Source organism: Phytobacter ursingii (assembly GCF_001022135.1).
GTDB lineage: Bacteria > Pseudomonadota > Gammaproteobacteria > Enterobacterales > Enterobacteriaceae > Phytobacter > Phytobacter ursingii.
Genome location: NZ_CP011602.1, coordinates 1777887 through 1803168 on the forward strand (window position 1 = coordinate 1777887; position 25282 = coordinate 1803168).

Annotated in this window: 23 protein-coding genes; 8 read left to right on the top strand and 15 right to left on the bottom strand. The window is 54.4% G+C overall.

Going from position 1 to position 25282, the window contains the following annotated elements:
• Nucleotides 1–94 precede the first annotated feature (94 nt).
• The 4 genes from glgX to AB182_RS11960 all read right to left on the bottom strand — a co-directional run bounded on the left by glgX (nt 95) and on the right by AB182_RS11960 (nt 7547).
• On the bottom strand, nt 95–2170 hold the full coding sequence (gene glgX / locus AB182_RS11945; RefSeq protein ID WP_047370283.1) for a glycogen debranching protein GlgX: 2076 nt from the start codon (nt 2168–2170) through the stop codon (nt 95–97).
• Nucleotides 2171–2217: 47 nt separating this feature from the next.
• A complete protein-coding gene (treY, locus tag AB182_RS11950) occupies nt 2218–4758 on the bottom strand; it encodes a malto-oligosyltrehalose synthase (RefSeq protein ID WP_047370284.1) in 2541 nt (846 codons plus the stop codon).
• Entirely contained in the window at nt 4755–6542 is a 1788-nt protein-coding gene (gene treZ / locus AB182_RS11955; protein ID WP_047370285.1) for a malto-oligosyltrehalose trehalohydrolase, read from the bottom strand. The genes treY and treZ overlap by 4 nt, the downstream gene beginning before the upstream one ends.
• A 255-nt stretch (nt 6543–6797) precedes the next feature.
• A complete protein-coding gene (locus tag AB182_RS11960) occupies nt 6798–7547 on the bottom strand; it encodes a GntR family transcriptional regulator (RefSeq protein WP_047370286.1) in 750 nt (249 codons plus the stop codon).
• Between the two features lie 208 nt (nt 7548–7755).
• On the opposite strand from AB182_RS11960, the gene AB182_RS11965 reads away from it, so the two are divergent.
• Nucleotides 7756–8685, top strand: a complete 930-nt coding sequence (locus AB182_RS11965; RefSeq protein WP_047370287.1) for a DUF7916 family protein — start codon at nt 7756–7758, stop codon at nt 8683–8685.
• 46 nt (nt 8686–8731) lie between these two features.
• On the opposite strand, the gene AB182_RS11970 is transcribed toward AB182_RS11965, so the two are convergent.
• Nucleotides 8732–9094, bottom strand: a complete 363-nt coding sequence (locus AB182_RS11970) for a hypothetical protein (RefSeq protein ID WP_047370288.1) — start codon at nt 9092–9094, stop codon at nt 8732–8734.
• Between the two features lie 7 nt (nt 9095–9101).
• Nucleotides 9102–9686, bottom strand: a complete 585-nt coding sequence (locus AB182_RS11975) for an NUDIX domain-containing protein (RefSeq protein ID WP_047373272.1) — start codon at nt 9684–9686, stop codon at nt 9102–9104.
• Between the two features lie 86 nt (nt 9687–9772).
• On the opposite strand from AB182_RS11975, the gene AB182_RS11980 reads away from it, so the two are divergent.
• On the top strand, nt 9773–10531 hold the full coding sequence (locus AB182_RS11980) for a DeoR/GlpR family DNA-binding transcription regulator (protein WP_047370289.1): 759 nt from the start codon (nt 9773–9775) through the stop codon (nt 10529–10531).
• Nucleotides 10532–10586: 55 nt separating this feature from the next.
• Here AB182_RS11980 and AB182_RS11985 read toward each other — a convergent pair whose 3' ends face one another.
• The gene (locus AB182_RS11985; RefSeq protein ID WP_047370290.1) at nt 10587–11138 is read right to left on the bottom strand and encodes a cytochrome b; all 552 of its coding nucleotides are present in this window, start codon (nt 11136–11138) and stop codon (nt 10587–10589) included.
• 330 nt (nt 11139–11468) lie between these two features.
• Between AB182_RS11985 and AB182_RS11990 the strand changes: the two genes are divergently transcribed.
• Genes AB182_RS11990 through AB182_RS12000 form a run of 3 tightly spaced genes read left to right on the top strand, consistent with a single transcriptional unit; the run spans nt 11469 to nt 12658 of the window.
• Nucleotides 11469–11771, top strand: a complete 303-nt coding sequence (locus tag AB182_RS11990) for an ArsR/SmtB family transcription factor (protein ID WP_047370291.1) — start codon at nt 11469–11471, stop codon at nt 11769–11771.
• On the top strand, nt 11768–12199 hold the full coding sequence (locus tag AB182_RS11995) for a YeeE/YedE family protein (protein ID WP_047370292.1): 432 nt from the start codon (nt 11768–11770) through the stop codon (nt 12197–12199). Before AB182_RS11990 ends, AB182_RS11995 begins: the two co-directional genes overlap by 4 nt.
• An 18-nt stretch (nt 12200–12217) precedes the next feature.
• The gene (locus AB182_RS12000; protein ID WP_047370293.1) at nt 12218–12658 is read left to right on the top strand and encodes a YeeE/YedE family protein; all 441 of its coding nucleotides are present in this window, start codon (nt 12218–12220) and stop codon (nt 12656–12658) included.
• Between the two features lie 26 nt (nt 12659–12684).
• Here the strand turns inward: AB182_RS12000 and AB182_RS12005 are convergent, their stop codons facing one another.
• From AB182_RS12005 to AB182_RS12030, 6 genes are read right to left on the bottom strand one after another with little or no spacing between them, the layout of a single operon-like run.
• On the bottom strand, nt 12685–13455 hold the full coding sequence (locus tag AB182_RS12005) for a 3-hydroxybutyrate dehydrogenase (protein ID WP_047370294.1): 771 nt from the start codon (nt 13453–13455) through the stop codon (nt 12685–12687).
• A 10-nt stretch (nt 13456–13465) separates the two neighbouring features.
• A complete protein-coding gene (locus AB182_RS12010; RefSeq protein ID WP_177328616.1) occupies nt 13466–14860 on the bottom strand; it encodes a GntP family permease in 1395 nt (464 codons plus the stop codon).
• Nucleotides 14861–14899: 39 nt separating this feature from the next.
• Nucleotides 14900–15817 (bottom strand): 3-hydroxyacyl-CoA dehydrogenase family protein, encoded by a 918-nt coding sequence (locus AB182_RS12015; RefSeq protein ID WP_047370296.1) that lies wholly within the window; start codon nt 15815–15817, stop codon nt 14900–14902.
• A gap of 11 nt (nt 15818–15828) precedes the next feature.
• Nucleotides 15829–17010, bottom strand: coding sequence for an acetyl-CoA C-acetyltransferase (locus tag AB182_RS12020; RefSeq protein ID WP_047370297.1), 1182 nt, complete (start codon nt 17008–17010; stop codon nt 15829–15831).
• A gap of 11 nt (nt 17011–17021) precedes the next feature.
• Nucleotides 17022–17678 (bottom strand): CoA transferase subunit B, encoded by a 657-nt coding sequence (locus AB182_RS12025; protein ID WP_047370298.1) that lies wholly within the window; start codon nt 17676–17678, stop codon nt 17022–17024.
• A 9-nt stretch (nt 17679–17687) separates the two neighbouring features.
• On the bottom strand, nt 17688–18386 hold the full coding sequence (locus tag AB182_RS12030; protein ID WP_047370299.1) for a CoA transferase subunit A: 699 nt from the start codon (nt 18384–18386) through the stop codon (nt 17688–17690).
• A gap of 141 nt (nt 18387–18527) precedes the next feature.
• Here AB182_RS12030 and AB182_RS12035 point away from each other — a divergent pair, with 141 nt between their 5' ends.
• Nucleotides 18528–19421, top strand: a complete 894-nt coding sequence (locus AB182_RS12035) for a LysR family transcriptional regulator (RefSeq protein WP_047370300.1) — start codon at nt 18528–18530, stop codon at nt 19419–19421.
• On the opposite strand, the gene AB182_RS12040 is transcribed toward AB182_RS12035, so the two are convergent.
• Nucleotides 19414–20025 (bottom strand): GNAT family N-acetyltransferase, encoded by a 612-nt coding sequence (locus tag AB182_RS12040; RefSeq protein WP_047370301.1) that lies wholly within the window; start codon nt 20023–20025, stop codon nt 19414–19416. The genes AB182_RS12035 and AB182_RS12040 overlap by 8 nt on opposite strands.
• Before the next feature lie 118 nt (nt 20026–20143).
• Here AB182_RS12040 and AB182_RS12045 point away from each other — a divergent pair, with 118 nt between their 5' ends.
• Nucleotides 20144–20509: a hypothetical protein gene (locus AB182_RS12045; RefSeq protein ID WP_047370302.1), complete on the top strand. Its 366-nt coding sequence runs from the start codon at nt 20144–20146 to the stop codon at nt 20507–20509.
• Between the two features lie 211 nt (nt 20510–20720).
• On the opposite strand, the gene AB182_RS12050 is transcribed toward AB182_RS12045, so the two are convergent.
• Nucleotides 20721–21998: a glycoside hydrolase family 10 protein gene (locus AB182_RS12050; protein ID WP_082137047.1), complete on the bottom strand. Its 1278-nt coding sequence runs from the start codon at nt 21996–21998 to the stop codon at nt 20721–20723.
• A gap of 346 nt (nt 21999–22344) precedes the next feature.
• On the opposite strand from AB182_RS12050, the gene AB182_RS12055 reads away from it, so the two are divergent.
• Entirely contained in the window at nt 22345–25272 is a 2928-nt protein-coding gene (locus AB182_RS12055) for an HD domain-containing phosphohydrolase (RefSeq protein WP_047373273.1), read from the top strand.
• Nucleotides 25273–25282 lie beyond the last annotated feature (10 nt).

The window sequence follows — 25282 nt, forward strand, 5'->3', positions numbered from 1 at the left end:
GGCGTAAACGGCAGCAAAAAGCGGGTGGGCTAAAAATGAGCAGGCGCACGGCCTGCTCAGGAATGACTCTTTAAAGTGACAATGTCACATGTCGCTACGGACGTCTGAACAGGACGATAGAGCGCCCTTCCAGTTCAAAATCCATCTCTTTGGTGATCACCAACCCCTGTCTGTCATTGTCTGCGGTAGAAATCTCCAGCACCCAGCCCCCTTCGCCAAACTGCGGAATGCGAAATGGCACGTTGCCTTCAAACGGATTAAACAGCATCAGGACATCGTGCCAGATACCCTGTTCAGTTTGCAGGTCCGGACGCCCAATATAGACGCCGAGCGTCGAACCCTCATCCCATTGTTCGGGTTGTTGAAAGCCGCCCCCGGCATTAAACCACTCGATCACCATGCCATCGCGCCAGTTTTCACGGCGCAGGAGCGGCTGGTCGGCGCGCAGTTTGATAACGTGGCGGGTAAACTCACGCAGTGTACTGGCCGTTTCCGGCAGGTTATCCCAGTGCACCCATGAGATTTCACTGTCCTGACAGTAGCCGTTATTGTTCCCCAACTGGCTGCGGCCAAATTCGTCCCCCGCAAGTAGCATGGGCGTGCCATGAGAAAAGAACAACGTGGCAAGGAAGTTGCGTTTTTGCCGCTCGCGCACGGCGTTAATGCCTTCATCCTCAGTAGGCCCTTCCGCGCCATAGTTGCAGGAGCGGTTATCGTTGTGGCCGTCGTTGTTGTCTTCGCCGTTGGCTTCATTGTGCTTGTCGTTGTACGACACGAGATCGTTAAGGGTGAAACCGTCATGGGCAGTGATAAAGTTGACGCTGGCCCACGGGCGACGTCCGCGCAGATCGTAGAGGTCTCCGGAGCCCAGCAGCCGGGCGGCAAAATCGCTGGAGACATTATCGCCATGCCAGTATTCACGCACCGTGTCGCGATATTTATCATTCCATTCGGCCCAGCCTGGCGGGAATCCCCCCACCTGATAGCCGCCCGGACCGATATCCCACGGTTCGCCAATCAATTTCAGTCGTGATAGCAAAGGGTCCTGCATCATGGCGTCAAAAAAGCCGCCGCGCTGGTCGAAGCCTTCCGGTTCACGCCCCAGAATGGTCCCCAGGTCAAAGCGAAAGCCGTCGATATGCATCGACTCTGCCCAGTAACGCAGCGAATCCATCACCATTTGTAGCACCCGCGGATGCGAGGTGTTCACCGTATTACCCGTACCGGTGTCGTTAATGTAATAGCGATGCTGCTCAGGCAAGGTACGGTAGTAAGAGAAATTATCGATCCCCTTAAACGAGAGCGTTGGGCCAAGTTCGTTGCCTTCCGCCGTGTGGTTGTAGACCACATCCAGGATCACTTCGATACCGGCATCGTGAAAGGCGCGTACCATATCGCGCACCCCCTGAATGCCTTTAGGCCCGTAATAACGCGAAGCCGGGGCAAAGAAGCCCAGCGTGTTATAGCCCCAGAAGTTTTTCAGCCCTTTATCCAGCAAATGTTGATCATCCGGAAACCAGTGGACAGGCAGGAGTTCAACCGAGGTGATGCCGAGATTTTTGATGTAATCCACCGTCGCCTTATGGCCCATGCCTTCAAAGGTGCCGCGTAATTCCTGCGGCAGCGCGGAATTGAGCTGGGTAAAGCCTTTCACGTGAGTTTCGTAGATGACCGCCCTGGACCAGGGAATGATCGGGCGATGTTGGTCCTGCCAGTCAAATTCATTCGGGTCGATTACCCGGCATTTGGGCATATAAGGACCGCTGTCGCGGGTATCAAATGTCAGATCTTTGTCTTCATGTAACAGATCGTAGGCGAAGTGCGATTCATTCCACTCCACGTTGCCAACCAGTTCGCGGGCATACGGGTCAACCAGCAGTTTATGCGGGTTAAAACGGTGACCATTTTCCGGGTCATAAGGGCCATGGACGCGAAAACCATACAGCGCGCCGGGTTTCAGCCCGGGGACATAGCCATGCCAGATTTCATGCGTGTACTCTGGCAGGTCGAGTCTTGCGATTTCCTGTTTGCCGTCGGGGGCATAGAGACACAGCTCAACGCGCTGCGCGTGTGCGGAAAAGAGCGCAAAGTTGACACCCTCACCATCGTAATTAGCACCGAGTTGATGATAATTTCCTGCCGTAATAGTAAATGACTTTCCGTCTGACATTTTTTCCTTCTCCCGCTAATGACGATTTTTGCCATAAATACAAAAGGTTAAAATGAACTATATAAAACACGTACGGGCAGACTGCCATCTCCTGACGCCAGGTCGATGCCCTTGTTCAGGTTTTCTTCTTTTCCGGTAAAGAGATCCCGATAACGCCGCCCGGCAAGGGTATCCGTCAGCATGACCGAGGTATCTTGCAGGCCTGGCGGGTAGAGCCAGTCGGGATGTGCCGCCAGCGCAGCGAAAACCAGACGCGGTACGACAACAATCAGCGCTTCGTCGCCACAGGTACGGGCAAAGGCGATAACGTTTTTCGCCTGCGAACCTGAGGCGGAAAGCGGCAGATAATCGCCTGTGCGAAATAGCCGCGGTTTTTGCTGGCGAAAACGGGCAAGGCGGGCGATAACCTGCTGTTTCGTTCTGCCGCTAAACCAGGCGTCCTGGTCGGTGTTGAGCGGTTTTTCCTCGTCGTCGAGCGCGCTGGCAAGCGCAAAGAAATCAGGTTCGAGGCGATTATCCGGATCCACAAGGCTAAAATTGAACGCTTCGCTCCGCTGGTAGATATCCGGTACACCGGGTGCAGTAAGCTTAATTATTGCCTGTGTCAGGCTGTTCACCAGTCCAGCGCGAATAAAAGGCTGCAGGGCGCGGTGAAAATCGACCAGAAACGGCTGGTTATCCGCTGAGAGCAGATGCGTGACATAACCCAGAACCGCCTGTTCGTAGGCGTCATTGTTGTCATCCCAGCTCGTGCGTAATTTCTCCTCGCGCAGCGCTTTTTCAACATACGGAAGAAAACGGTCTTCAAGGGCTTTAAGGCCTGTGTGATCATCCGGGCGCAATGTGACGGGCCACGCACCCGCCAGCGCCTGATAGATCATCCATTTGCTGCCGGAGCGCGGCGCGGCGCCGTCATCAATCAGCACGACTTTGGATTTATTCATCTCGCGCCAGCGAACTACGCACTGCGCCCACTCTTCGGGCGCTTCGGTAAGGGTATACAGCCGCGCGCGGGTATCTTCCCCCCGTTTGGTGTCGTGGGTGGAGGTGGTCGACAGCGCATCCGGCTGCCGCTCGCGGCGGGTTTGCATCTCTTTATGGAAAGCGGACAACGCATAAGGTCGTGGTAACGGCTCCGATCCCACTTCATTGAGCGCCAGCGCCATGTGCTGACGGAAAAAGAGAGTATCTTCCACGGATTTCGCCATCAGCGGCCCGGTCAGCTGCTGAAAGCGCGTGCGAAAGACGAGTACATTATCGGCGGTGCTGTCCTCCAGCTCGCCAGTGAGGATCCGTTGCAGGAAATCCAGCGCCTCAGGATCTGGCAAGGTGCCGGGCGCCTTCACGGAATCGACGACGTTTTGTAGCAGAGCATCGTCTGCCGGGGTCAACCCTTCGTCGGTGCCATAGGTACGGTAAACGGGGAAGGCGACCAGCAGTTCTCGCAGGGCCGTACTCATGGCGGTTTCATCCAGTGCCGCATCTTCCGCCGTGGCAATGTCCAGGCTTAGCCTGAGGAGGGTGTTAAATTCGCCTTCAAAATTGCGCCCTGACATCAGCAGCTTGGCGGCCCGCAGTTCGTTCGCCATATCAACCGTTCTGCCCAGTACCTCTTCATAGGCCTGGCTGAGCGTCGCCATGTTGTCGCCATCGACCAGCGCGTCGGATAAAGCGGCGATAAATTCATAACCGGTGGTCCCGGAGACGGGCCACTCTGGCGGTAGCTGTTCGCCGTCAGCAAGGATTTTCTCCACGGTGATGTAGCAGTCCGGCCCGGCCTGTTGGCGTAAACGATCAAGATAGCCTTTCGGGTCCGCCAGCCCGTCGATGTGGTCGATGCGCAGCCCGTCAACGACGCCGCTGTGCACCAGTTCGAGAATCAGCCGGTGCGTATCATCAAAGACGGTTTTATCTTCAACCCGCACGCCCACCAGACCGGTTATCTCAAAAAAGCGGCGATACGAGAGAGAATGAGGCGCGTCACGCCAGCAGGTAAGCCGCCAGGGTTGACGCTGATGCAACGCGCTGATGGCTGATTTATCCGTCAGATTCAGGATCGCGTCGGGGTCGTCTTGCCAGCTTTCCGGCGTCAATGGATAAAAACTGTCGTAATAGGCAAAGGCGGGATGTCCGGTTTCCGGGTCCGGCTGTACGTGGATCTCGTCACGCTCCAGCACATTTTCAAAGGTATCGCCCAGAAACGGCAGCGTGAGCGGACGCGTCCAGTCAATATCGAAATGGTGGGCGTAACGGCTTCGTGGGCCGTGTTCAATGACATCGCGCCACCAGCGGTTTTCCAGTGAAGCCGCCATATGGTTTGGCACAATGTCGAGAATCAGCCCCAGCCCCGACTCTTTGAGCGCTTTTACCATCCGATCGAACCCCTTGCGCCCACCAATGGCCGGGTCAATTTCATTAGCGTCTGTCACGTCATAACCGTGAGTTGATCCGGTGGTGGCAGTAAAAACAGGCGATGCATACAGGTGACTAATGCCCAGTCGTTTAAGGTAGGGCACCAGTGCCGCGGCACGGTCAAAGGTCATGCCGTTACGAAACTGAATACGGTACGTTGCCGTTGGAATGGTCATTGCGCATCTCCTGACGCGAGGCGAACCACAATCGAATGTGGCGGCAGTTCGTTTGAGATAGTGGGTCGGGCAAACAGTGTGTTGCCGGGAAAGTCAGGTACGGGCCTGGCGTGCTCGCCGAGATTGAGCGCCATCGATAACGTGCCGTCAGGGAATGTCCAGCGTACGGCGAGAAAACCGGGTGCGGTATCCACGACCTTGCCGTTTTGCCCCGATGCCTGGGCCAGCAATGGCACAATGTACTGCTGACGCAATGCCAGCAATTCACGCGTTAAGGCTAACCAGGCTTTACCTTCGGTGCTTTGCAGGGCCTGCCAGTTGAGCTTCGACAGGGTGAAGGTACGCTCGGCATTGGGATCGGGCACATCAACGCCGTCATACCCGGAGTGGCCGGCAAACTCTTTTGCCCGTCCTTCACGCACGGCGCGGGCGAGTTCGCCATGGAAATCAGTAAAGAACAGGAAAGGCCGCGTCTCGCCATACTCTTCACCCATAAATATCAGGGGAATATGCGGCGAGAGCAGCAGGGCAGCCAGCAGGAGTTGACTGCGTTCCGGTCCTGCGAGGCTAATCAACCGTTCACCTAATGCGCGGTTACCGACCTGATCGTGATTCTGGATAAAATCGACAAAGGCGGCTGGCGGCTGGCCCCGGCTGTCCACACCGCGCGGTTCGCCACTGTGTGGGGAGACTTCGCCCTGATAAGCAAATCCTTCAGCGAGCGCACGGGCAACCCATTTTTCAGGGGCATCAGCGAAATCCTGGTAATATGCCTGCGTCTCTCCCGTCGCCAGCACGTGCACGGCATTGTGAAGATCATCGTTCCACTCGGCGGTAAAGAGAGAGACTGAGCCGTCCTCGTCGCGTGGGTGCAGGTCGATAATGTTACGGCTGTCTTCAGTAGTGAGATGAATGGGGCGGTCGGTTATCTGTTGCCGAATGCGCCGGGCAATGTCCATGAGGATGTGTTTTTCGGATTTATCCTCAATCTGATCGATGGCATCGAAGCGTAATCCATCAAGACGAAACTCGGTCAACCAGTAGAGCGGCGCTTCCGCAATATAGCGACGGGCCGCGTCCACATCATAAGCAATACCCGCCCCCCAGGGCGTGGAACGGGAGCTATCGAAGAAGTCGGGTGACAGTAAAGAAAGATAATTACCTTCCGGGCCAAAGTGGTTGAGCACAATATCAAGGACCACTGAAAGCCCTAGCCCATGGGCGGTATCGACAAACGCGCGGAAATCGTCCGGTGTACCATAGGCAGAATGCGGTGCGTAGAGCAGTACGCCATCGTAGCCCCATCCCCGGTTGCCGCCAAACTGCGACAGGGGCATTACTTCAATTTGGGTAATCCCCAGTTCGGCAAGATAAGGCAGTTTCCTGATAGCGGACCGGAAGGTCCCCTCCGGCGTAAATGTCCCGATATGCAACTCATACACGACGGTCTCTTCCCACGGGCGCCCTTGCCACTGCGGGTGTTGCCAGCGGTACTGGGTGGGGTCGATGACCAGCGACGGGCCATTAACATCCGCTTTCTGTGCGCGAGAGGCCGGGTCGGGAATAGTCATACCGCCGGCGAGAACATACTGATATTCCGTGCCGGGCGCGACGTTTTCTACGGTAAGTTCAAACCAGCCCTCGTCGCACGGACGCATGTCCAGATCTTTACCTGCAAGCCGTAGAGTGATGGTGGGCTGACCGGATGCCCAGACACGAAACCGGACAGCGCCGTTCCCGAGCCATTCGGCCCCCCAGCTTTTATGAAATGATGTTGACTCCATTCAATTACCTCGTTTAATGCAAAGCGATCAATGGCCGACAAAAAGTGCCTTAAGAACGCGATACCTCAAGGCATACGAAGCTGATCATAGACGATAATGGAAAAAGTGATGTGACAGTGTCACTTGTGCAGCATGCAGAATGAGCGCGATTCTGACGGGAAAGGGGTGAGTGAGTCTCGTTGTCTGAGCGACACGGCGGGGCGTTTACCGGTTGGGCGCCCCTGACCGCTTTATTAGCCTTTTTAGAGCGCAAAATCATGCGCTTTCAGTGATAGTTGCCTTATGGAGTTCGAGGATAAAGTCTTGATAATCGCTCAGGCACCAGGTCCGGGTATATTCCACAGGCATGTCGTTATGGCTCCACCCTGTACGGGTGACCAACAAAAGCGGTGTTTGTTGCCGGACGCCCAGATAGTGTGCCAGCCTGTCGTCCGCCGCGACGGCGGCAAAACGCTGATTAGCGTGAAGTACCGGCATCCCTTTTTGTTCCAGGTAACGATAGAGCGAATCTGGTAGGTCGGTAATTTTCTCCAGCAGTTGTGCGGGTAACAGCGCCGTTTGGACGGAGATGGCAATGCCGTTAATTTTGCGCACCCGGGTCAGTTCGACCACATCGTTCTGCTGTGTACTTAATTGCAGGATCTGACACTCCTGCGGCGAGGCGATCCGGCGCTGGTAGCCAACCAGTTCGCTTTGCGCCTGACCACCGCTGGCATCGGCCATCTCGCTAAAACTTTCCAGCAAGGGGAGCGACTGGCGCAGGTGAGGAGCGACAAACGTTCCCGCCCCCTGCTGGCGAATAAGTATTCCCTCTTCAAACAACTGCTGAAATGCCTTACGCACCGTCCCCCTGGCGATCGCCAACATTTCCCCGAGTTCGCGTTCCGGGGGAATGGCGTCACCAGGGCGCAGTTGCCCCTCTGCAATAGCGCGTTTAATGACATTGATCAGTTGCATATACAGCGGCAAGCCATCTGACGGATCGAGGGCAAAGACAGCGGGCATCACATCTCCGGAATGAATTTCTTTAGCGGTTTATTGTGTACCAATCCTTAACCATATTGCGCCACTTGTCATCCCGTTCACACCGCTTTGTACGATTATTAATGTGAAAGCGATCGTAAATTCAACATGCCTGGCTGGTTTTGAGGCATGTGATTTATTTAAGGTGAGCAATTGGTATATAAATGGTTCATTCATTGAAGGTGAAAATATGACAACCAAACGTTTACTGGACTGCTGTGCTTCCGACCTGGTACAGATGGACAAAGCGGCGCTGCTGTATGCAATTCGAGCCAGTGAAGGGCGCGTGTTGATCAGTGAAACGATCGCGATTACGCAGCCGCTGCTTAACAATGTCACCAATGCAGAGCTTGCGGCGTCACAGGGGGCGGATATTCTGCTTATCAATATGTTCGACAGCGAGCATCCACAGATTCAGGGCATGCCTGCGGATACCCAACCGGAAGAAGTGTTGCATCGCTTAGCACAACTGACCGGGCGAATCATCGGCGTAAACCTGGAGGCCGTCGACCCCAACTTTACCCGTAACCATGAGGATATCTGGAAAATGAACCCGGGGCGCGCGGCCACGGCGGAAAATGCGCGAAAACTGGTAGAGATGGGAGCTAAAATCCTCGTACTGACCGGTAATCCCAACAATGGCGTGAGTAATAAGGCGCTGGGACTGGCGCTAAAAGAGATTCGCGATGCGATTGGCGATAGCGCGGTATTGATAACCGGTAAAATGCATGGCGCAGGCATTGTCCGGGAAAGCGGGAGCGCCATTATTAGCGAAGAAGATGTGAACGGGTTTGCCGAGCAAGGGGCAGATATTGTATTGATCCCGGCCCCCGGTACGGTGCCTGGCATGAGTCAGGAAAAGGTTGCGGCGCTTATTGATTGCGCGCATGCCAGCGGCGTTCTGGCGATGACGGCCATCGGAACGTCTCAGGAAGGGGCCGATATCAACACGATTCGCCAGATTGCCTTGATGAGTAAAATGGCCGGAGCCGATCTGCATCATATTGGCGATACGGGTTATATGGGCATGGCCCTGCCGGAAAATATTCTGGCCTATAGCGTCGCCATTCGCGGTGTCAGACATACCTATACGCGTATTGCGCGTTCGGTAAACCGCTAACCTGCAGGAGCCGGTATCCGCCTGCAGCGAATACCGGTTTTATCGATTAAACGGCGGGAATGCTTTCCAGCGACGGGTAGATAGTCAGGCCGTGTTGCCTGCCGACGTCGATATCCATGTCCGCACCGCGGGATTCTCCGGCAATACGAAAGATGGCGTCACAGCGGGTTATTAACCGATGCGCGACAGGATAAAGCATCGCCTCGCAGATCTCGTCGTCATGCCTCGTGGAACCTGCTGCTTTTGCCAGCGGCAGGGCCAGCCATTCGCCAATCACCGGAATATGTCCACGTTGCCAGACCGCCAGCGCCGCCTCTTCAAGTCTGGCAAGGTTCTGTGCGATCAACTCAGCATTACCCTGAGTCCCGCTGCGATAAGGGCCGGCGATAAGAATGATTTGTCGGTTCATGTTGGCCTCACAATAATTTTTTGAGCGCGACATGGTAGAGCAGCATGATGGTCTTACCGTCGCAGATAAGGCCGCTGTCAATCGCCGCGAGGGCATCATCGAGCGTCATTTCCATGACTTCGATATCTTCCCCTTCGGCTTCAATACCGCCGCCCTGGCTTATTTTGTCGCCTGACTGATACTCCGCCGTATAAAAGTAGAGTTTTTCGGTGACAGAACCGGGGCTCATAAAGGCTTCGAACACCTTCTGCACATTCTCCACGCGATAGCCAGTCTCTTCTTCGGCCTCCGCTTTAATGCGACGTTCCGGATCCATGTTATCGAGCAGGCCCGCGGCGGCTTCAATCAGATAGCCGTCATGTCCGTTGATAAAGACCGGGAAGCGAAACTGGCGAGTCAAGATGACCGTGCGTTTCTGACGGTTATACAAAAGGATCGTTGCTCCGTTGCCGCGGTCATAGACTTCACGATGTTGTCGCTGCCATTCACCGTCGCGGCGACGCAGGTCAAAGGTATATTTCGTCAGCGTATACCAGTCGTTGGACAATATTTTTCTGTCCTCAATGCGTACTTCTGCACGTTTTGATTGCACAATACCACCTCCATACGTAGAGTAGGCATCATAAACAGCATTTTCGTGCACGATCAAGATAATTCGTGCAAAACAGGAATCGCCTTATGCTTATCAGTCAACGTAAACGCCTTATCCTCGAACAGCTCGCCCGTGAAGGCCAGGTGCTGTCAAAAGCACTCAGCACACAATTTGCGGTATCGGAAGATACTATTCGCCGTGACTTACGTGAACTCGCGGCTGAGGGGGAATTACAGCGCGTCCACGGCGGAGCGCTACCTGCGTCGGGAGCGACAGCCACTTTCGCTGAGCGTCAGTCTCTGCGTCTGGATTCGAAAAAGCGGGTGGCGCAAAAGGGGGCTGAGCTGATCCTGCCCGGTCAGGTGGTGATGATTGATGGCGGTACGACGACGGCGGAGCTGGTTACCTTCTTGCCAGCAGATTTGTCTATTACCGTGGTGACGCATAGCCCCAGTATTGCCCTCGCGCTGGTAGAACATCCGTGCATCGATGTCATCCTGATCGGCGGAAAGCTGTTTAAACACTCGGTTGTCACCACCGGCACTGCCGCCATCGACGGGATTTCCGCCATTCACGCCGACCTGTTTTTTATGGGGGTGACGGGGATTCATGCCGGGACGGGGCTGACCACCGGCGATTACGAAGAAGCCAGTGTCAAACGGGCATTTTCCCGACGCGCGGCAGAAACTATCGTGCTGGCCTCAGCCGAAAAAATAAATGCGGCATCTTCGTATGTCATCGGTGATTTATCGATGGTGAATACAATGGTGGTGGAAAAAGAAGCTGATGCCGGTCTGGTCACCGCGCTTGAAAAGGCGGGTGTGGTGGTGGTGAAGGCAGACTAAAATGGAGTCCATCACGCTTCTATAACAGAAAAGTGATGGACTCTGTTCCACGATACTATTTCCGGTTATCGCGTGGGTGCATAGAGGGCAACATCCTCTCAAGCGTGTTATCGCGAACAATGTAGTGATGAAACAGCGCGGCGGCGGCATGCAAACCTACCAGGAAATAACCGGCGTTAGCGATCAATTCATGTACCGACTTCAGGGTGTGCTGGAGCTCCGGGTCTTTCGCGGCGGCGACAGGCATTTGCAGGCCCAAAAATGACCACTCCACCTGCCCGACGTAGAGTGAAAGTACCCCAAGCAGCGGCAAACTTAAAAACATCAGATAAAGCAAACCGTGTACGGCTTTGGCGGAGATGATCTGCCAGCGCGGCGGCTGCGGGATAATATCAGGATCGTGGTGCGTGAGTTTTAGACCAACCCGCACCACCATTAATACCAGTACGCTTACACCGGCGGTGTAATGGGTCAGAACAAGCAACGCGCGCGGCGCGCTGCCTTTCGTGGTAAAGCCTTTCAACTCCATTGCCGCGTAGGCGATAACAATCATTAATAACACCAGCCAGTGCATGATGCGCTGGCTGCGAGCAAATGTATTTTTCACCGGAATGTCCCTCATGAATAACGGTGACGTAGATATAAATAAACAACCTTAAGCCGACATTAATTCAACCTTTTATATTCAGGCTCACGATCGGATATCTTTCTGTTTGCACTCATTTTCATATCATTTTATTGCTGGATTTTTTATCTGTAACAAAGCCCGACAATAGGAAGAATTATGTATTTCATGGCTTGTTGAGATGCCAGTGAGGCACGTCGCTGTCGCAAGAAAAGAGCCGTTGAACAATATACTTTTTAATAATATATTAAAAAGTATATTGTATTGCAGATAAACGTGAGATTACGCGTGAAAACACCCGATAAGCAACAGATGTACGCCGCTGCCGCCAAAGCGGCAGGGGTGCTGAAATCGATGGCCAATGAAGACCGCCTGCTGTTGTTGTGCCATATCAGCCAGGGCGAAACATCAGTTAGCGAGATTGAGCTGGCGCTGGGCATTACACAGCCGACACTTTCGCAACAACTGGGGGTGCTGCGCCGCCAGCAACTGGTAGAAACCCGGCGTGAAGGAAAACAGATCTTCTACCGGGTGGCGGCGCCAGACGTACTGACATTGCTCAACACCCTTTACACACTCTATTGCCCGGCAGCGGAAAGCGAGGAGGGAGAATGATGATTGACTGGACACATTTCACGCCACTGGCAAGCGCCATAGGTGGGTTAGTGATTGGCGCGGCGGCGGCGATGTTAATTCTGTTTTGTGGACGGGTCGCCGGCATCAGCGGCATTCTCGGCGGCGTACTGTCACGCACGAACAAAGACAAGGGCTGGCGAGTCGCCTTTCTGCTCGGCATGATACTTTCCCCGCTGCTCTGGCGTCTGGTGGCGCCGCTGCCTGCGGTAACGATCGACGCGTCCTGGCCCATGCTGATCGTAGCTGGCCTTCTTGTGGGAGTAGGGACGCGTTACGGTTCTGGCTGTACCAGCGGCCACGGTGTGTGCGGGCTGTCGCGTTTGTCGCTGCGGTCACTGGTCGCCACACTCGTCTTTATGGCCGCGGCGTTTATTACTGTGTGGCTGGTTGGTTTCTGGCGTAGCTGAGCGTAAAGGAGTGCTGTGATGAATATATTTTTCGCCTTGTTGTCGGGTCTGATGTTTGGTATTGGTCTGATTGTCAGCGGTATGGCCAATCCGACAAAAGTCATGGGCTTTCTGGATATCACCCGCGTGTGGGATCCGTCGCTGGCTTTTGTCATGGGCGGGGCTATTAGCGTTGGTTTCTTTGCTTTTCGTATGGCAGCAAAACGTAAACGGCCGCTGTGTGGCGATAAGATGCATCTGCCCACGGCGAATCACATTGATAAACGTCTGGTAGGCGGTGCGCTGTTATTTGGCATCGGCTGGGGACTGGCGGGCATCTGCCCCGGGCCAGGGCTGGTGTTGCTGGGGGCCGGGTTCAGTCAGGGCGTGATATTTGTGCTGGCCATGCTCGCCGGGATGCTGCTTTTTCAGTGGTTTGAAGGGTACCGGCAGCATGAGCAACAGGTTCGTCCCCGCTAACAGCAACGGTGACGAACCTGTTCTGATTACTGTGCCACCCAGCCACCGTCCATATTCCATGCCGCGCCGCGTACCTGGGAGGCCGCATCGCTACATAAGAACAGGGTCAGCGCGCCCAGTTGTTCCGGAGTAACGAATTCACCGGAGGGCTGTTTTTCCCCGAGGAGTGTGTCACGCGCCACCTCGGGTGCGATCCCGGAGGCGATGCGTTGCTCAATTTGCTGTTGCACCAGTGGCGTCAGTACCCAACCGGGACACAGGGCATTACAGGTAATATTGCTCTGTGCATTTTCCAGCGCGATCACTTTCGTCAGGCCGACCACCGCATGTTTAGCGGCGACGTAGGCTGATTTCTCTTTTGATGCCACCAGTCCGTGTACCGAGGCAATATTGATAATCCGTCCCCAGTTGCGCTCTTTCATCCCGGGTAGCGCCAGTCGGCTGGTGTGAAAGACAGAGGAGAGGTTGATCGCCAGGATAGCGTTCCACTTTTCAACCGGGAAGTGTTCGACGGGCGCGACATGCTGGATCCCGGCATTATTGACCAGAATATCCACGCCGCCGTACTCGCTTTGTGCATACTGCATCATGGCTTCGATCTGCGCCGGGTCGCTAAGATCCGCATCGTGATAACCCGGCCTTGCGCCATAGCGGGCTACTTTATCTTTGGCGCGGTCTACCTCGCCAAAACCGTTGAGAATAAGCTCTGCGCCCGCTTCTGCCAGTGCGCAGGCGATCCCCAGACCAATGCCGCTGGTGGAGCCTGTTACCAGTGCGACTTTACCGTTCAGATGCATTTTGTTCTCCTTAAACAATACCCGTCATGTAGAACACGCCGATCACAAACAGGACCGCCAGACTTTTAATCAGGGTGATGGCGAATATGCCGCCATACGCCTGTCGGTGCGATAACCCCGTAATGGCGAGCATGGTGATCACCGCGCCATTATGCGGAAGGGTATCCATACCGCCGCTGGCCATTGACGCCACGCGGTGTAACACCTCCAGCGGAATATTGGCCGCGTGAGCAGCCGCGACGAACGTGTCAGCCATTGCCGCCAGTGCGATACTCATTCCCCCGGAAGCGGAACCGGTGATACCGGCCAGCGCCGTTACGCTGATGGCTTCGTTCAACAGCGGATTGGGGATGGCCGCCAGTCCTTTGGACAACACCAGAAAGCCTGGCAGAGCGGCGATGACTGCGCCAAATCCATATTCAGATGCGGTATTCATTGCCGCCAGAATAGCGCCGCCTACGGCCGTTTTACTGCCTTCTGCCAGCCGTCCGCGAATATTGCGAAAGCCACAGATCACCACCATCAAAATGCCTGCGCACAGGGCCGCTTCCACCGCCCAGATGGCGTTAATTTTACCCACCTCGGTGACAATAGGTTTCGCCAGACCGGGGAGCGTCAGTTCATGCGTGGCGCCATACCAGACCGGGATCCAGCGGGTAAAAAGCAAATTGAAGACGCCGACCAGAATCAACGGCGCAATGGCAATGATCGGGTTGGGCAGGTTGATGTTATCCGGCGTTTCCGGCTCATTCTGTAAGTCAGTGCCGTAACCTTCATTATTCGCCTGCGCTTTGCGTCGTTGACGTTCGAGATAAAACAGGCCGACCACAATAATGAATATCGAGCCGATCAAACCAAGCCACGGCGCGGCCCAGGCGTTGGTGCCAAAGAAACTGGTTGGGATAATGTTCTGGATCTGCGGCGTACCGGGCAGAGCATCCATGGTAAAGCTGAATGCCCCCAGTGCGATGGTGGCGGGAATCAGCCGCTTGGGAATGCCACTCTGGCGGAACAGTTCAGCGGCAAACGGGTAGACTGCAAAGGCCACCACAAACAGCGACACGCCGCCGTAGGTCAGCAGCGCACACACCAGCACAATCACCGGGATGGCGTGGCGCCGGCCTAGTAACTGGATTGCTGCGGCGACAATCGAACGGGAAAAACCCGAAAGCTCGATCAGCTTGCCAAACACCGCGCCAAGTAAAAAGACCGGGAAGTAGAGCTTAACGAACCCGACCATCTTCTCCATAAACAGGCCGGTAAAGGCCGGGCCAACCGCGCCGGGATCGGTCAGAAGCACGGCGCCTAAAGCGGCAATCGGGGCGAACAAAATGACGCTGTAGCCGCGATAAGCCGCGACCATCAGCAAGGCCAGAGCAGCCAGGGCAATTATTACGCTCATCATGACTCCTGAATCTTATTTTGTAGGGAACAGAAACGGGCATTAAGGCTTTAAGGCATGACGCAGTTGCCAGGCGCGTCGTTGTTGGATGCGTGCGCGTCGCGCCTCATCCCAGTGATAAAATCCGTCTCCGCTGCGCTCGCCGATATTGCCGCGTTGCGTTTTCTCCTTGATCAGCTCCAGCATCTCGTCGCCCTGGGCAAGCTCCGGCAGAAGGTGACAGTAGATGTCCAGCACCGTGTTAAGACCAGTCATATCCGCCGCTTCCAGCGGGCCTACCATGGCATAGCGCCTGCCAAGCGAAGCACGCATCACCTGATCCACCACCTCTGCACTGGCAATGCCGCTATGAACGATATGCAAGGCTTCGCGCAGCAGGGCAAACTGCAGGCGGTTGCCGATAAAACCGGGGGCGGCGCGATCGAGTTTTACCGCCTCCAGCTCAAGGCTGCGTAACAGCTGATACACCGTTTCCACGCACTTCGGGTCGGTTTTGCTACCCGGAACCACTTCAACCAGCGGAATGAAGTGCGGTGGGTTCCAGAAATGGGCGATCAGCAAGCGTTCGGGATGCGCCAGTTTGGCCGCCAGCGCATCCGGCGGCAGGCCGCTGGTATTACTGGCAATGATCGCCTCAGGAGAAATGCGTTTTTCCAGTTCCGCATAAAGCGCGTGCTTGAGTTCCAGCCGTTCAGGAATAGCCTCAATCAGCAGGCCGGCATCAGCAAGATCGTCAAGTGACGTTGTCACGTGCAACCTTGCCAGAGTTGCCGGTTTGTCTGACTCGTTGAATTGCCCGGCGTCCCGCAGTTCGTTGAAGATAGCGCTGGCGGCGCCTGCCACTTCTGAAAGGCGGGTCGGGTCTGTATCGTAAATCAGCACATCCTGATGAAAGCGGGCGAAGTGGGTGGCTATACCAATCCCCATCAGGCCGGCGCCAATGATCACGGTCTGTTGCATGCTTTTCTCCTTCATCGGGATACCGCCAGTGCGACGCCCTGACCGCCGCCGACGCAGAGCGTCGCCAGCCCTTTATGCGCGTCCCGGCGCTGCATTTCGTGCAGGAGTGTCACCAGGATGCGACACCCCGAGGCGCCAATGGGATGACCGAGGGCGATAGCGCCGCCATTCACATTGACGCGCTCGCTGTTCCAGCCCAGTTCGTCGCCCACCGCCAGCGCCTGGACAGCAAATGCTTCGTTAGCTTCAATCAGATCAAGTTCGTTGATAGCCCAGCCTGCGCGTTTCAGGGCTTCACGCGTTGCCGGGACCGGCCCAAGCCCCATGACCGCCGGATCAACGCCCGCCACCGCATACCCGGCAATGCGGGCCATTGGGGTAAGGTTCAGTTCCCGGGCTTTCTCCGCGCTCATGACCAGCACTGCCGCGGCGCCGTCATTCAAAGATGACGCGTTGCCCGCTGTCACCGTACCGCCCTCGGGGCGAAACGCAGGGCGCAGACGGTGTAATAATTCCAGCGAGGTTTCCGGGCGGGGCGGCTCATCCTGACTGACGATCAGTGGCTCTTTTCTGGCACGCGGAACGCTGACGGGGGTTATTTCTGCGTTGAAACGCCCGGCCTCGCGGGCCGCAACGGCTTTCTGCTGTGAGGCAAGGGCAAAGGCATCCTGGCGCGCACGGTCAATCGCGTATTTCTCTGCCAGGTTTTCTGCCGTGATCCCCATGTGATAGTCGTTGAACGCGTCCCATAGCCCGTCGTGAATAACGCTATCAAGCATATTGCTATGGCCGAGGCGTAATCCGGCGCGTGCCCCGTCCACAAGATAGGGGGCGTTGCTCATGCTCTCCTGACCGCCAGCGATCACGATGTGCGCGTCGCCGCTGCGGATCGTCTGGACCGCCAGCAACACCGCTTTCAGGCCGGAACCGCACACCTGATTGACTGTCACCGCTGGCGTCGTCACCGGGATCCCCGCATGCAGCGCCGTCTGACGCGCCGGGTTCTGACCACAGCCCGCGCTTAATACCTGGCCAATAATCACCTCGTCTACCTGTTCGGGACGAACCCCGCTCTTTTCCAGCAACGCTTTCACTGCGCAGACGCCAAGCTCAACCGCTGACAGCGGGGTCAGAGCGCCATGAAAATTACCGGTCGGCGTGCGGGTTGCTGCGATAATCACCACGTCCTGCATTTGTTCGCTCCTCATTGAAAACGCATCTCTGGTACATCATCAGGCACGATGAGACGTCCGGCGGTTTTGCTGACGATCTCTTCCACGCTGACGCCCGGCGCACGCTCTTTCAGTACGAACGCGCCGTTCTCAATTTCCAGATAAGCGAGGTCAGTCAGGACGCGACGAATGCAGTTGGCCCCGGTAAGCGGAAGGGTGCAGTGTGGTAGCAATTTCGATTCGCCACTTTTGGAGGCATGGGTCATTACCACGATGATGTTTTCCGCGCCCGCCACAAGATCCATGGCGCCGCCCATGCCTTTCACCATTTTCCCTGGGATCATCCAGGAGGCGATATTGCCTTCGACATCCACTTCGAACGCGCCAAGGACGGTTAAATCCACGTGGCCTCCGCGGATCATGGCGAAGGACTGCGCCGAGTCAAAAATGGCCGCGCCGGGTCTGGCGGTGACCGTCTGTTTTCCGGCATTGATCATGTCGGCGTCCAATTCAGCTTCGTCAGGAAACGCCCCCATACCGAGCAGGCCGTTTTCGGATTGCAGCATCACATCGACGCCGGGCGGGACGAAGTTCGCCACCAGCGTCGGGATACCAATGCCCAGATTGACGTAGTAGCCATCACGCAGCTCGCGCGCCACGCGCTGTGCCATCTGTTCACGAGTCAACATGTCGGCTCCTTATGCACGCAATGTGCGCTGTTCAATACGTTTTTCGAATTGGCCCTGGATCAGGCGATCTACATAGATACCGGGGGTGTGGATCGCTGCAGGGTCGAGTTCACCCGGTGGCACAATCTCTTCCACCTCCACCACGGTTATCTTTCCGGCGGTGGCCATCAGCGGGTTAAAATTCTGCGCCGTGTGCCGATAGATGACATTGCCGTACCAGTCGGCCTTCCAGCCTTTGACGATGGCGAAATCGCCGGTAATCGCCGGTTCCAGAATGTACGGGCGACCAGCAAATTCGCGAACCTCTTTGCCTTCGGCGACAGGGGTGCCATAGCCGGTGGCGGTAAAAAAGGCCGGAATACCGGCGCCGCCGGCGCGGATCTTCTCAGCCAGCGAGCCCTGCGGCGTCAGTTCCACTTCCAGCTCGCCCTTGATCACCAACTCTTCAAAAAGCGCATTTTCGCCAACATAAGAGGCGATGACTTTACTGACCTGGCGGCTTTCCAGCAGGATGCCGAGGCCGAAGCCATCCACACCGCAGTTATTGGAAACCACCGTCAGGCCGTGTACGTCGCGGCGGCGAATTTCGGCGATGAGATTTTCCGGAATACCGCACAGGCCAAAACCGCCTGCCAGTACTGTCATGTTGTCGCGCAGTCCCTCCAGCGCCTCGTGATAGCTCGCGACGCGTTTATCCAGCCCAGCCATACGTTTGCCTCCGTGTTGTTGTTTGCGGCATCATCCGGGGCAAAAAATGATTTGTTAATTTTGATTTTGTGACGCATTAATTTGCTTTTCTTATTAATCTTTTGTTAATTAATCTTTTTCAATAAGTTAATGAAATGATAAATGAGAATGACCATCAAACAGTTACGCGCGTTTTTAGCGGTAGCTCACACTCTTAACTTCGCCCACGCGAGTGAAAAGCTGAATATGTCGCAGCCAGCCCTGAGTCTGGCTATCCGTGGACTGGAAGAGGTACTCGGCGGCGCATTGCTGACGCGAACCACGCGACGGGTCACCCTTACGCCGGAAGGCGAGGCGCTGTTCCCGATGGCGCGTCAGCTCATTGCTGATTGTGATAACGCCGAAGAGGCGTTGCGCCAGCGTTTTACCTTACAGAGAGGAAAGGTGTCGGTTGCCGCGATGCCCTCTTTTGCCGCTAACGCGCTGCCTCCCGTGCTCAAGGCGTTCCGCGATCGTTATGCGGGCATTAACGTGACGGTGCACGATGTGATTAACGAACAGGTGATCGAGATGATAAGTGACGGGCGGGTGGAGATGGGTATCGCCTTTGAACCCGAACCCGCGTCCAGCCTGCACTTTACGCCGCTGGCCATGGATCGATTTCTGGCGGTGGTGCCGCGAGACTGCCCACTGGCGCAAAAAGAGCAGGTCAGCTGGCGTGAACTGCTTAAACTCGATTTTATTACGCTACAGCGGCCTTCTGCGGTTCGCATCATGCTTGAAGAGAGACTGTCCCGTAGCGGGCATAAGCTGGAAGTGGCCTTCGAAAGCCATCAACTGGTCACGGTGGGTCGGATGGTGGCGAGTGGCCTTGGCGCAAGCGCCGTGCCTGCGTTGTGTGAAAAACAGATGATCGAACTGGGGGCGGTATGCGTACCGCTGATAAACCCGGTGATTGAACGGCGCGTGGGGATTATTCGCCTGGACCACGCGCAACTTTCCACGGCGGCGCAGGCGCTGCTCAATACGCTTCGCGCCGCTTACGACGTTAGCTAATCAGCGGAATGTGCGGGGCGGCGTCGGCAGGCAAATGGCCCGTCAGACGCGGATCGGCCTGTACTTCAACCTGAAAAGCGTAGGGGACAAAGCCTGAGCGGATATAAAAACTGAGCGCCGACGGATGGTCAAAGGTACAAGTGTGCACCCAGAAACGTTCGATGGGTTTGGCCCAGGCGCGTTCAGTCGCGTTGCTCATAATGGCGCGGCCCAGTCCTTTGCCGGTTGTCGCCTCTGTCAACCCCAGGAACACCAGTTCACATTGGCCGGGCTCACTAAAATCCAGCTCAAGCATGCCGATCTCCGCCTCGCCATCGCGAATAATCCAGGCTTCAACGTTCGGGTCGTTCAGGATAGATGACAGTTTGTCATCGGCCATATAGAGACGGGAAAACCACAGCCATTTGGCGCCAATCTTACGAAACAGTGCACGGTAGGCGACCAGATCGACATTAACCAGCGGATCCAGGGTGATGCCTTCGGGCAGGGGGAGGGTTTCTTGTTGTGGTTTAGCCCGCATTTCGAGGCAGGTGACGACCGATGCCACATGTCCCGGTGGGACATCAGAATATCCTAAGGCGATGGGGGGGTGTGCAGTGCTCATTTATTTTCCTTAATTGCAGGTGCGTGCTCTCAGTTATTTAAGGACAGACTACATCTTTCAGGAGGATTTTAATATAATCACATGAAATCGCAGCTTTTTATTTTAGTTAAGGTCAGTAATGAAACTTACGAGAGCAGTAATAATTGCTTTTAGTCTTCTTCTTTTGCAAGGTTGTGACAGCCAGGAAACGAAAGTTAAAAAGTTATTAAAGTGTGGTTTAGCCGTTGATGAATTAGGCAATGAACATGCGCAGGATAATTATAAAAAGAACAGTATGTTATTTTTCGGTACAACTCCGCCTGCGCTAAGCCACAACGAGATGGTTAAAATTGGCGATAAGGCGCGAGAAGAGCTGTGGATGGACAGCCGAAACAGTCGCGGCACAGTACAAAAATTACTCGAAGTGTATGGTGAAAAGTATTGCATTGAGTTGCATCAGGAGCCGAATGATAAAAATATCAAAATGCTGAGGCAGTTGATGTAATGCAGATGTGATAGAGCAACGGTGGCGACAAGGGGGCTGACGGAGAGATTCATAAAGGGATATATCGACATCAGTACACCCCGTTTTCCAGACAGCTTATTCAATGCTTGAGGGTGTTCATTTCAGAGACAGTGTACGTGTAAAACATAATCCGGTAATGCGCGTTCATTAATATCCGGCGGGCGTTTAAATAACACCCGCCAGACGGCGACTAATTACCCCAGCGGCTTTTCAGGTAATTGACCGCCTGCTGCGTTTGCGGCTGGTTCAGGTAATCTTCACGGAACAAAATCGTGCCTTTTATTTGCGGCGTCGACTCATTCAAATCGAGCTGTTTTTTCAGTTCCGGCACACCGCCATTTACGCTCCAGTCAGGCTCTTTTGATGAAGGTGCGCCCACTTTATACAGCGCAACGCCAATATAGAGACGGGTATGGGTTGGTTTAACGACATCGGCCCACCATTTTGCCAGCACATCATAACGCGCTGCGTCACGGGAAAACGGCCAGTACAACTGCGGAGCGATGTAATCCAGCAAACCTTGCTGTACCCAACGGCGGGTATCGGCGAAAGACTCATCATAAGCGGCAGCACCACGCGTGTCGGAACCTGCCGGGTCGAAAGAGCGGTTACGCCATACTCCGGCAGGGCTGACGCCAAACTCAACATTCGGGTTAATCTGTTTGATGGTGCGCGAAACCTGCTCAATCAACTGCTGCGTATTATGACGCCGCCAGTCAGCCTTCGAGGCAAACCCCTGACCATATTTTCTGAACGTCTCGCCGTCATTAAGCGCAGATCCCGCCGTTTCGGTATAAAAGTAGTCATCGAATTGCACGCCATCGACCGGATAACGGCTGACCACTTCCGCAACAATACTGGTTATCCAGTCACGAGCATCCGGAATACCTGGATCAAGGACAAACCGATCGCCCGCCGTCCGCACCCAGTCGCGGTGCAGGACAAAGACACTTGACGGATGCAGTGGCAGCGTAGAATTCAGATCGGCAACCGTAGAGGGCTTAATATTGGTGGAAACACGGTAGGGGTTAAACCAGGCATGTACCCGCATACCGCGTTTGTGCGCTTCATCAAGCATAAATTGCAGCGGATCGTAACCCGGATCCTGGCCAATTTTCCCCGTGAGGGTGTCGGACCAGGGCAGGATTTTTGACGGCCACAACGCCGTGCCGTCTGGTTTTACCTGGAAAAAGACGGTATTGATGCCAAGGCTTTTGAGTTTATCCAGCTTCACGCGCATGGCTTGCTGCTGCTGATTAATACGGCTTTGCGCAGTGCCGACGCCATTCACCGAGGCAAGCGGCGGCCAGTCAAGGCGGGAAACCGTTGCCAGCCAGACTCCGCGAACTGGTTCGTTATTTTGCAAAGCGTTGCCCGCAAGCGGATGTTTAGCGACTGGCGGAAGCGGGGTAACGAGAGAAACGGGTGGTTTTGAGGTACAACTGGCAAGCAAAAACGCCGTTGCCATAAACACACTGCTTTTTTTGATTCTCGTTAATGGAATAAAACGACGTGAGCGGTTAATGGGATACTCCAGTATTTCAGGTTGTCGCCTGGAGGCTCATTTTCGGCTTATTGCCGGGTATGTCAATGCACTAAAGACTATTGCGCACAACTCCTGAGCAGCCTGCCGATATCTCAGTGCCAGTGATAACCACAGCTGGCAGGACGCAATGCATGACAGGATCTGGCAAATTCTGGCTAAATACGCAGAAAAACAGTCTTTTTTTGCCACGTCTGTCGCTTTTTACGGCTTCGGTTATGCTTATAAAACTCGTCGTATCTTTCCTGGAAAAACCCAAGGAAAAGCGCCAATGAAAACGCGAATAAGCAAACTAAAAAATCGATATCCGTTGCACATCCAGATAACCGTTCTTTTTACGCTACTCATTGTTTCAATTGGCAGCATTATTATTCTTTTCAGTCATAGTCGGCTGACTAAGCTTGCGGAAATCAGTACGCACCAACGTTATCAACAAACGGGTAAGGCGATAGCTGCGGAACTGAATTCACTGACACGAACGATGGCGGGTTCGGTGAACATCCTGACGAAAATGGCGGTCGCTGATGCGGCGACAGAGCCACAACGGATGGCGCAATTGAGTAGCTTCATCATGGTGCTACAACAGAATGATTACGCCAGTTCCGTATATTGCGCCTGGGATAACGGAGACTTTTTTATTCTTCGCCGTTTAACGAACCAAAATCGGCTGTTATTTAAAAGCCCCGCCAATGCGCAATGGCTGGTGCAAAACTATCGACTGGATGTCAATCCGCCGCAGAAAAAAGCATCTTATTTAGACAGTGCGCAAAACATTATTTCATCGGCCCTTGTGCCTTATGATAATTACGATCCGCGCGCCCGGAAATGGTATACGCTTGCCCGCAGCGAAACAGGGCTGGTTACCTCGCCCAATTATATGTTTAAGGCCACAGGTGAAACCGGGTTTACCTATAGTCAGCTGGCAGATAATCAACATGCAGTGATTGGGCTCGATGTTTCTCTCGCCTCACTTTCCGCGTTTTTGCAAAAACAAGGACTACCGCCTGGTAGCCAGGCCGCAATTCTGTCTGAATCAGGTGAGGTTATCGCCAGTCAGCCAACGCGTGAGGCTGGTAATAACGGCAGTTTGAACATGGATAACTTGCCAGTCTTACAATCATTACTGGCGCATGAGAATGCCGGAAGCAGTGGTATTTTCAATGTTGCAAATGAAGACTGGTATGGTTCAGTAGTTAAGATTCACAGTAGCGGAAATGACTACCAACTTGCGATAGCCACGCCCGCGACCTTTTTGACGGCCGATGCCAGTGCGATCAGTCATCGTTCCACGCTGATCGCTTTCCTGTTACTTCTCCTCAGTCTGCCGGTTATCTGGTATTTCTCGCGCAAAATATCCCATCCGTTACTCAGATTGCGCAAAGATGCGGAAGAGATAAGCCAGTTAAACTTTGAGGCGCAACAGCAGCCGGGTACTCGCTCGATCATTGAAGAGATAGATGATCTGCATACGGCGATGGCAAAAATGAAACAAACGCTAATCAAGTTTATCTCAATGGGCAGTATGTTGAGTGTTAAGAATAACTTTACTCAGCAGATGCAGGGACTCCTGGCCGAAACGACGGAAATCGCCGACATGACAGGCGGGATGGTGTTTCTGTCAAATCAGGATGTCAACCGATTTACGCCTGCCGCCTTTCGTTGGCGTGAGGAAGACATTGACTTTTCTGACATTCAGCCGCTCACCGTGGACCATGATCACTGTGCCGGATTCTGGCAACTATTGCAGGGACAGACGGTTAGCGGCATGTTAAGTCGTGAAAATACTCCGCCTTCACTGCTGGCGTTTCTTTTACCGCATCTGCCAGTGCGTTATGTCGCCGTACCGATGCAAACTCATGATAATCACCCGATGGGTTTCCTGTTGCTTTTCAATAGCGATGTGCTTACCGATAAACAGGAAAATGCCAAAATTCAGTTGATCAATTCGCTGGTCGGAATGCTGTCGGTGGCGATCGAAGCCCAGCATCTTTTGGCAGAACAGAAGAAGCTGCTGAATGCCTTCATTAAATTGATTGCCGGGGCGATTGACGAGAAAAGCCCTTATACCGGCGGCCACTGCCAGCGCGTACCGGTTATCACAAAAATGCTGGCAAAAGCCGCTGTTGAAGCACAAGAGGGACCGTTCGCCAGCTTTACCCTTTCCGACAGCGAGTGGGAGGAATTGCATACCGCCTGCTGGTTGCATGATTGCGGGAAGATCACTACCCCGGAAGTTGTCGTGGATAAAGCCACCAAGCTTGAGCAGATCTACAACCGGATCCATGAAATCCGTATGCGCTTTGAACTGCTTAAACGGGAAAAAGAAATTGAATTCTTGCGACATCACGATGAGCATGCTGACGCGCAAACGCTGGAAGCGGCGCTTCGCCAGCTTGATGATGATTTCTACTTTATTGCCCGCTGTAATATTGGCAGTGAGTTTCTCTCTGATGACGCACTGGCACGGATTAAGACGATTGCCGAATATCGCTGGACGCGCACCCTCGACGATACCGCAGGCGTTTCACAGGACGAGTTAACGCGTAAAAGACGCCAGCCTGGCGCTGCGTTACCCGTGCAGGAGCCGATGCTGGCAGATAAAGAAGAGCATATCGTCTACCGCACCGATGTCAGTAGGGAGGCCGACCGATACCACTTCAAGCTGAAAAAACCGCTCTACCAGTATAACTATGGCGAAATTTATAATTTGAGTATCCGCCGCGGCACGCTCAATGATGAGGAGCGATACAAAATCAACGAGCACATCATACAGACCATTATCATGCTGGATAATTTGCCGTTTCCGCGCACGATGGCCAATGTGCCGATGATTGCTGGTGGACATCATGAACGCATGGACGGCAAAGGTTATCCATACCAGCTTAAGGATTCGCAGATGAGTATGCAGGTCAAAATGCTGGCGATTGCGGATGTTTTCGAAGCGTTAACGGCCATTGACCGGCCTTACAAACCAGGAAAATTGCTCTCTGAAGCGCTCAGTATCATGGTCAGTATGGTGAATGAGCATCACCTGGACCGGGAACTATTTATCTTGTTCCTGCAATCGGGCGTCTGGCTTGACTATGCGCAGACCTATTTAGACCCGGAGAAAACGGACCGCGTGAATGTTTCGGCGCTGCTGGCGAAAATTAAGCCGCAGCAGAGTGAAGAGGTAACGCCTGAAACCAGCCCGGCGTAACGCCGTCTTA

What these genes read in the sequence shown, in the direction of transcription:
- glgX (WP_047370283.1), bottom strand. Translation starts at nt 2,170, where the DNA reads ATGTCAGACGGAAAGTCATTTACTATTACGGCAGGAAATTATCATCAA.
- treY (WP_047370284.1), bottom strand. Translation starts at nt 4,758, where the DNA reads ATGACCATTCCAACGGCAACGTACCGTATTCAGTTTCGTAACGGCATG.
- treZ (WP_047370285.1), bottom strand. Translation starts at nt 6,542, where the DNA reads ATGGAGTCAACATCATTTCATAAAAGCTGGGGGGCCGAATGGCTCGGG.
- AB182_RS11960 (WP_047370286.1), bottom strand. Translation starts at nt 7,547, where the DNA reads ATGCCCGCTGTCTTTGCCCTCGATCCGTCAGATGGCTTGCCGCTGTAT.
- AB182_RS11965 (WP_047370287.1), top strand. Translation starts at nt 7,756, where the DNA reads ATGACAACCAAACGTTTACTGGACTGCTGTGCTTCCGACCTGGTACAG.
- AB182_RS11970 (WP_047370288.1), bottom strand. Translation starts at nt 9,094, where the DNA reads ATGAACCGACAAATCATTCTTATCGCCGGCCCTTATCGCAGCGGGACT.
- AB182_RS11980 (WP_047370289.1), top strand. Translation starts at nt 9,773, where the DNA reads ATGCTTATCAGTCAACGTAAACGCCTTATCCTCGAACAGCTCGCCCGT.
- AB182_RS11990 (WP_047370291.1), top strand. Translation starts at nt 11,469, where the DNA reads ATGTACGCCGCTGCCGCCAAAGCGGCAGGGGTGCTGAAATCGATGGCC.
- AB182_RS11995 (WP_047370292.1), top strand. Translation starts at nt 11,768, where the DNA reads ATGATGATTGACTGGACACATTTCACGCCACTGGCAAGCGCCATAGGT.
- AB182_RS12000 (WP_047370293.1), top strand. Translation starts at nt 12,218, where the DNA reads ATGAATATATTTTTCGCCTTGTTGTCGGGTCTGATGTTTGGTATTGGT.
- AB182_RS12005 (WP_047370294.1), bottom strand. Translation starts at nt 13,455, where the DNA reads ATGCATCTGAACGGTAAAGTCGCACTGGTAACAGGCTCCACCAGCGGC.
- AB182_RS12010 (WP_177328616.1), bottom strand. Translation starts at nt 14,860, where the DNA reads ATGATGAGCGTAATAATTGCCCTGGCTGCTCTGGCCTTGCTGATGGTC.
- AB182_RS12015 (WP_047370296.1), bottom strand. Translation starts at nt 15,817, where the DNA reads ATGCAACAGACCGTGATCATTGGCGCCGGCCTGATGGGGATTGGTATA.
- AB182_RS12020 (WP_047370297.1), bottom strand. Translation starts at nt 17,010, where the DNA reads ATGCAGGACGTGGTGATTATCGCAGCAACCCGCACGCCGACCGGTAAT.
- AB182_RS12025 (WP_047370298.1), bottom strand. Translation starts at nt 17,678, where the DNA reads ATGTTGACTCGTGAACAGATGGCACAGCGCGTGGCGCGCGAGCTGCGT.
- AB182_RS12030 (WP_047370299.1), bottom strand. Translation starts at nt 18,386, where the DNA reads ATGGCTGGGCTGGATAAACGCGTCGCGAGCTATCACGAGGCGCTGGAG.
- AB182_RS12035 (WP_047370300.1), top strand. Translation starts at nt 18,528, where the DNA reads ATGAGAATGACCATCAAACAGTTACGCGCGTTTTTAGCGGTAGCTCAC.
- AB182_RS12040 (WP_047370301.1), bottom strand. Translation starts at nt 20,025, where the DNA reads ATGAGCACTGCACACCCCCCCATCGCCTTAGGATATTCTGATGTCCCA.
- AB182_RS12045 (WP_047370302.1), top strand. Translation starts at nt 20,144, where the DNA reads ATGAAACTTACGAGAGCAGTAATAATTGCTTTTAGTCTTCTTCTTTTG.
- AB182_RS12050 (WP_082137047.1), bottom strand. Translation starts at nt 21,998, where the DNA reads ATGGCAACGGCGTTTTTGCTTGCCAGTTGTACCTCAAAACCACCCGTT.
- AB182_RS12055 (WP_047373273.1), top strand. Translation starts at nt 22,345, where the DNA reads ATGAAAACGCGAATAAGCAAACTAAAAAATCGATATCCGTTGCACATC.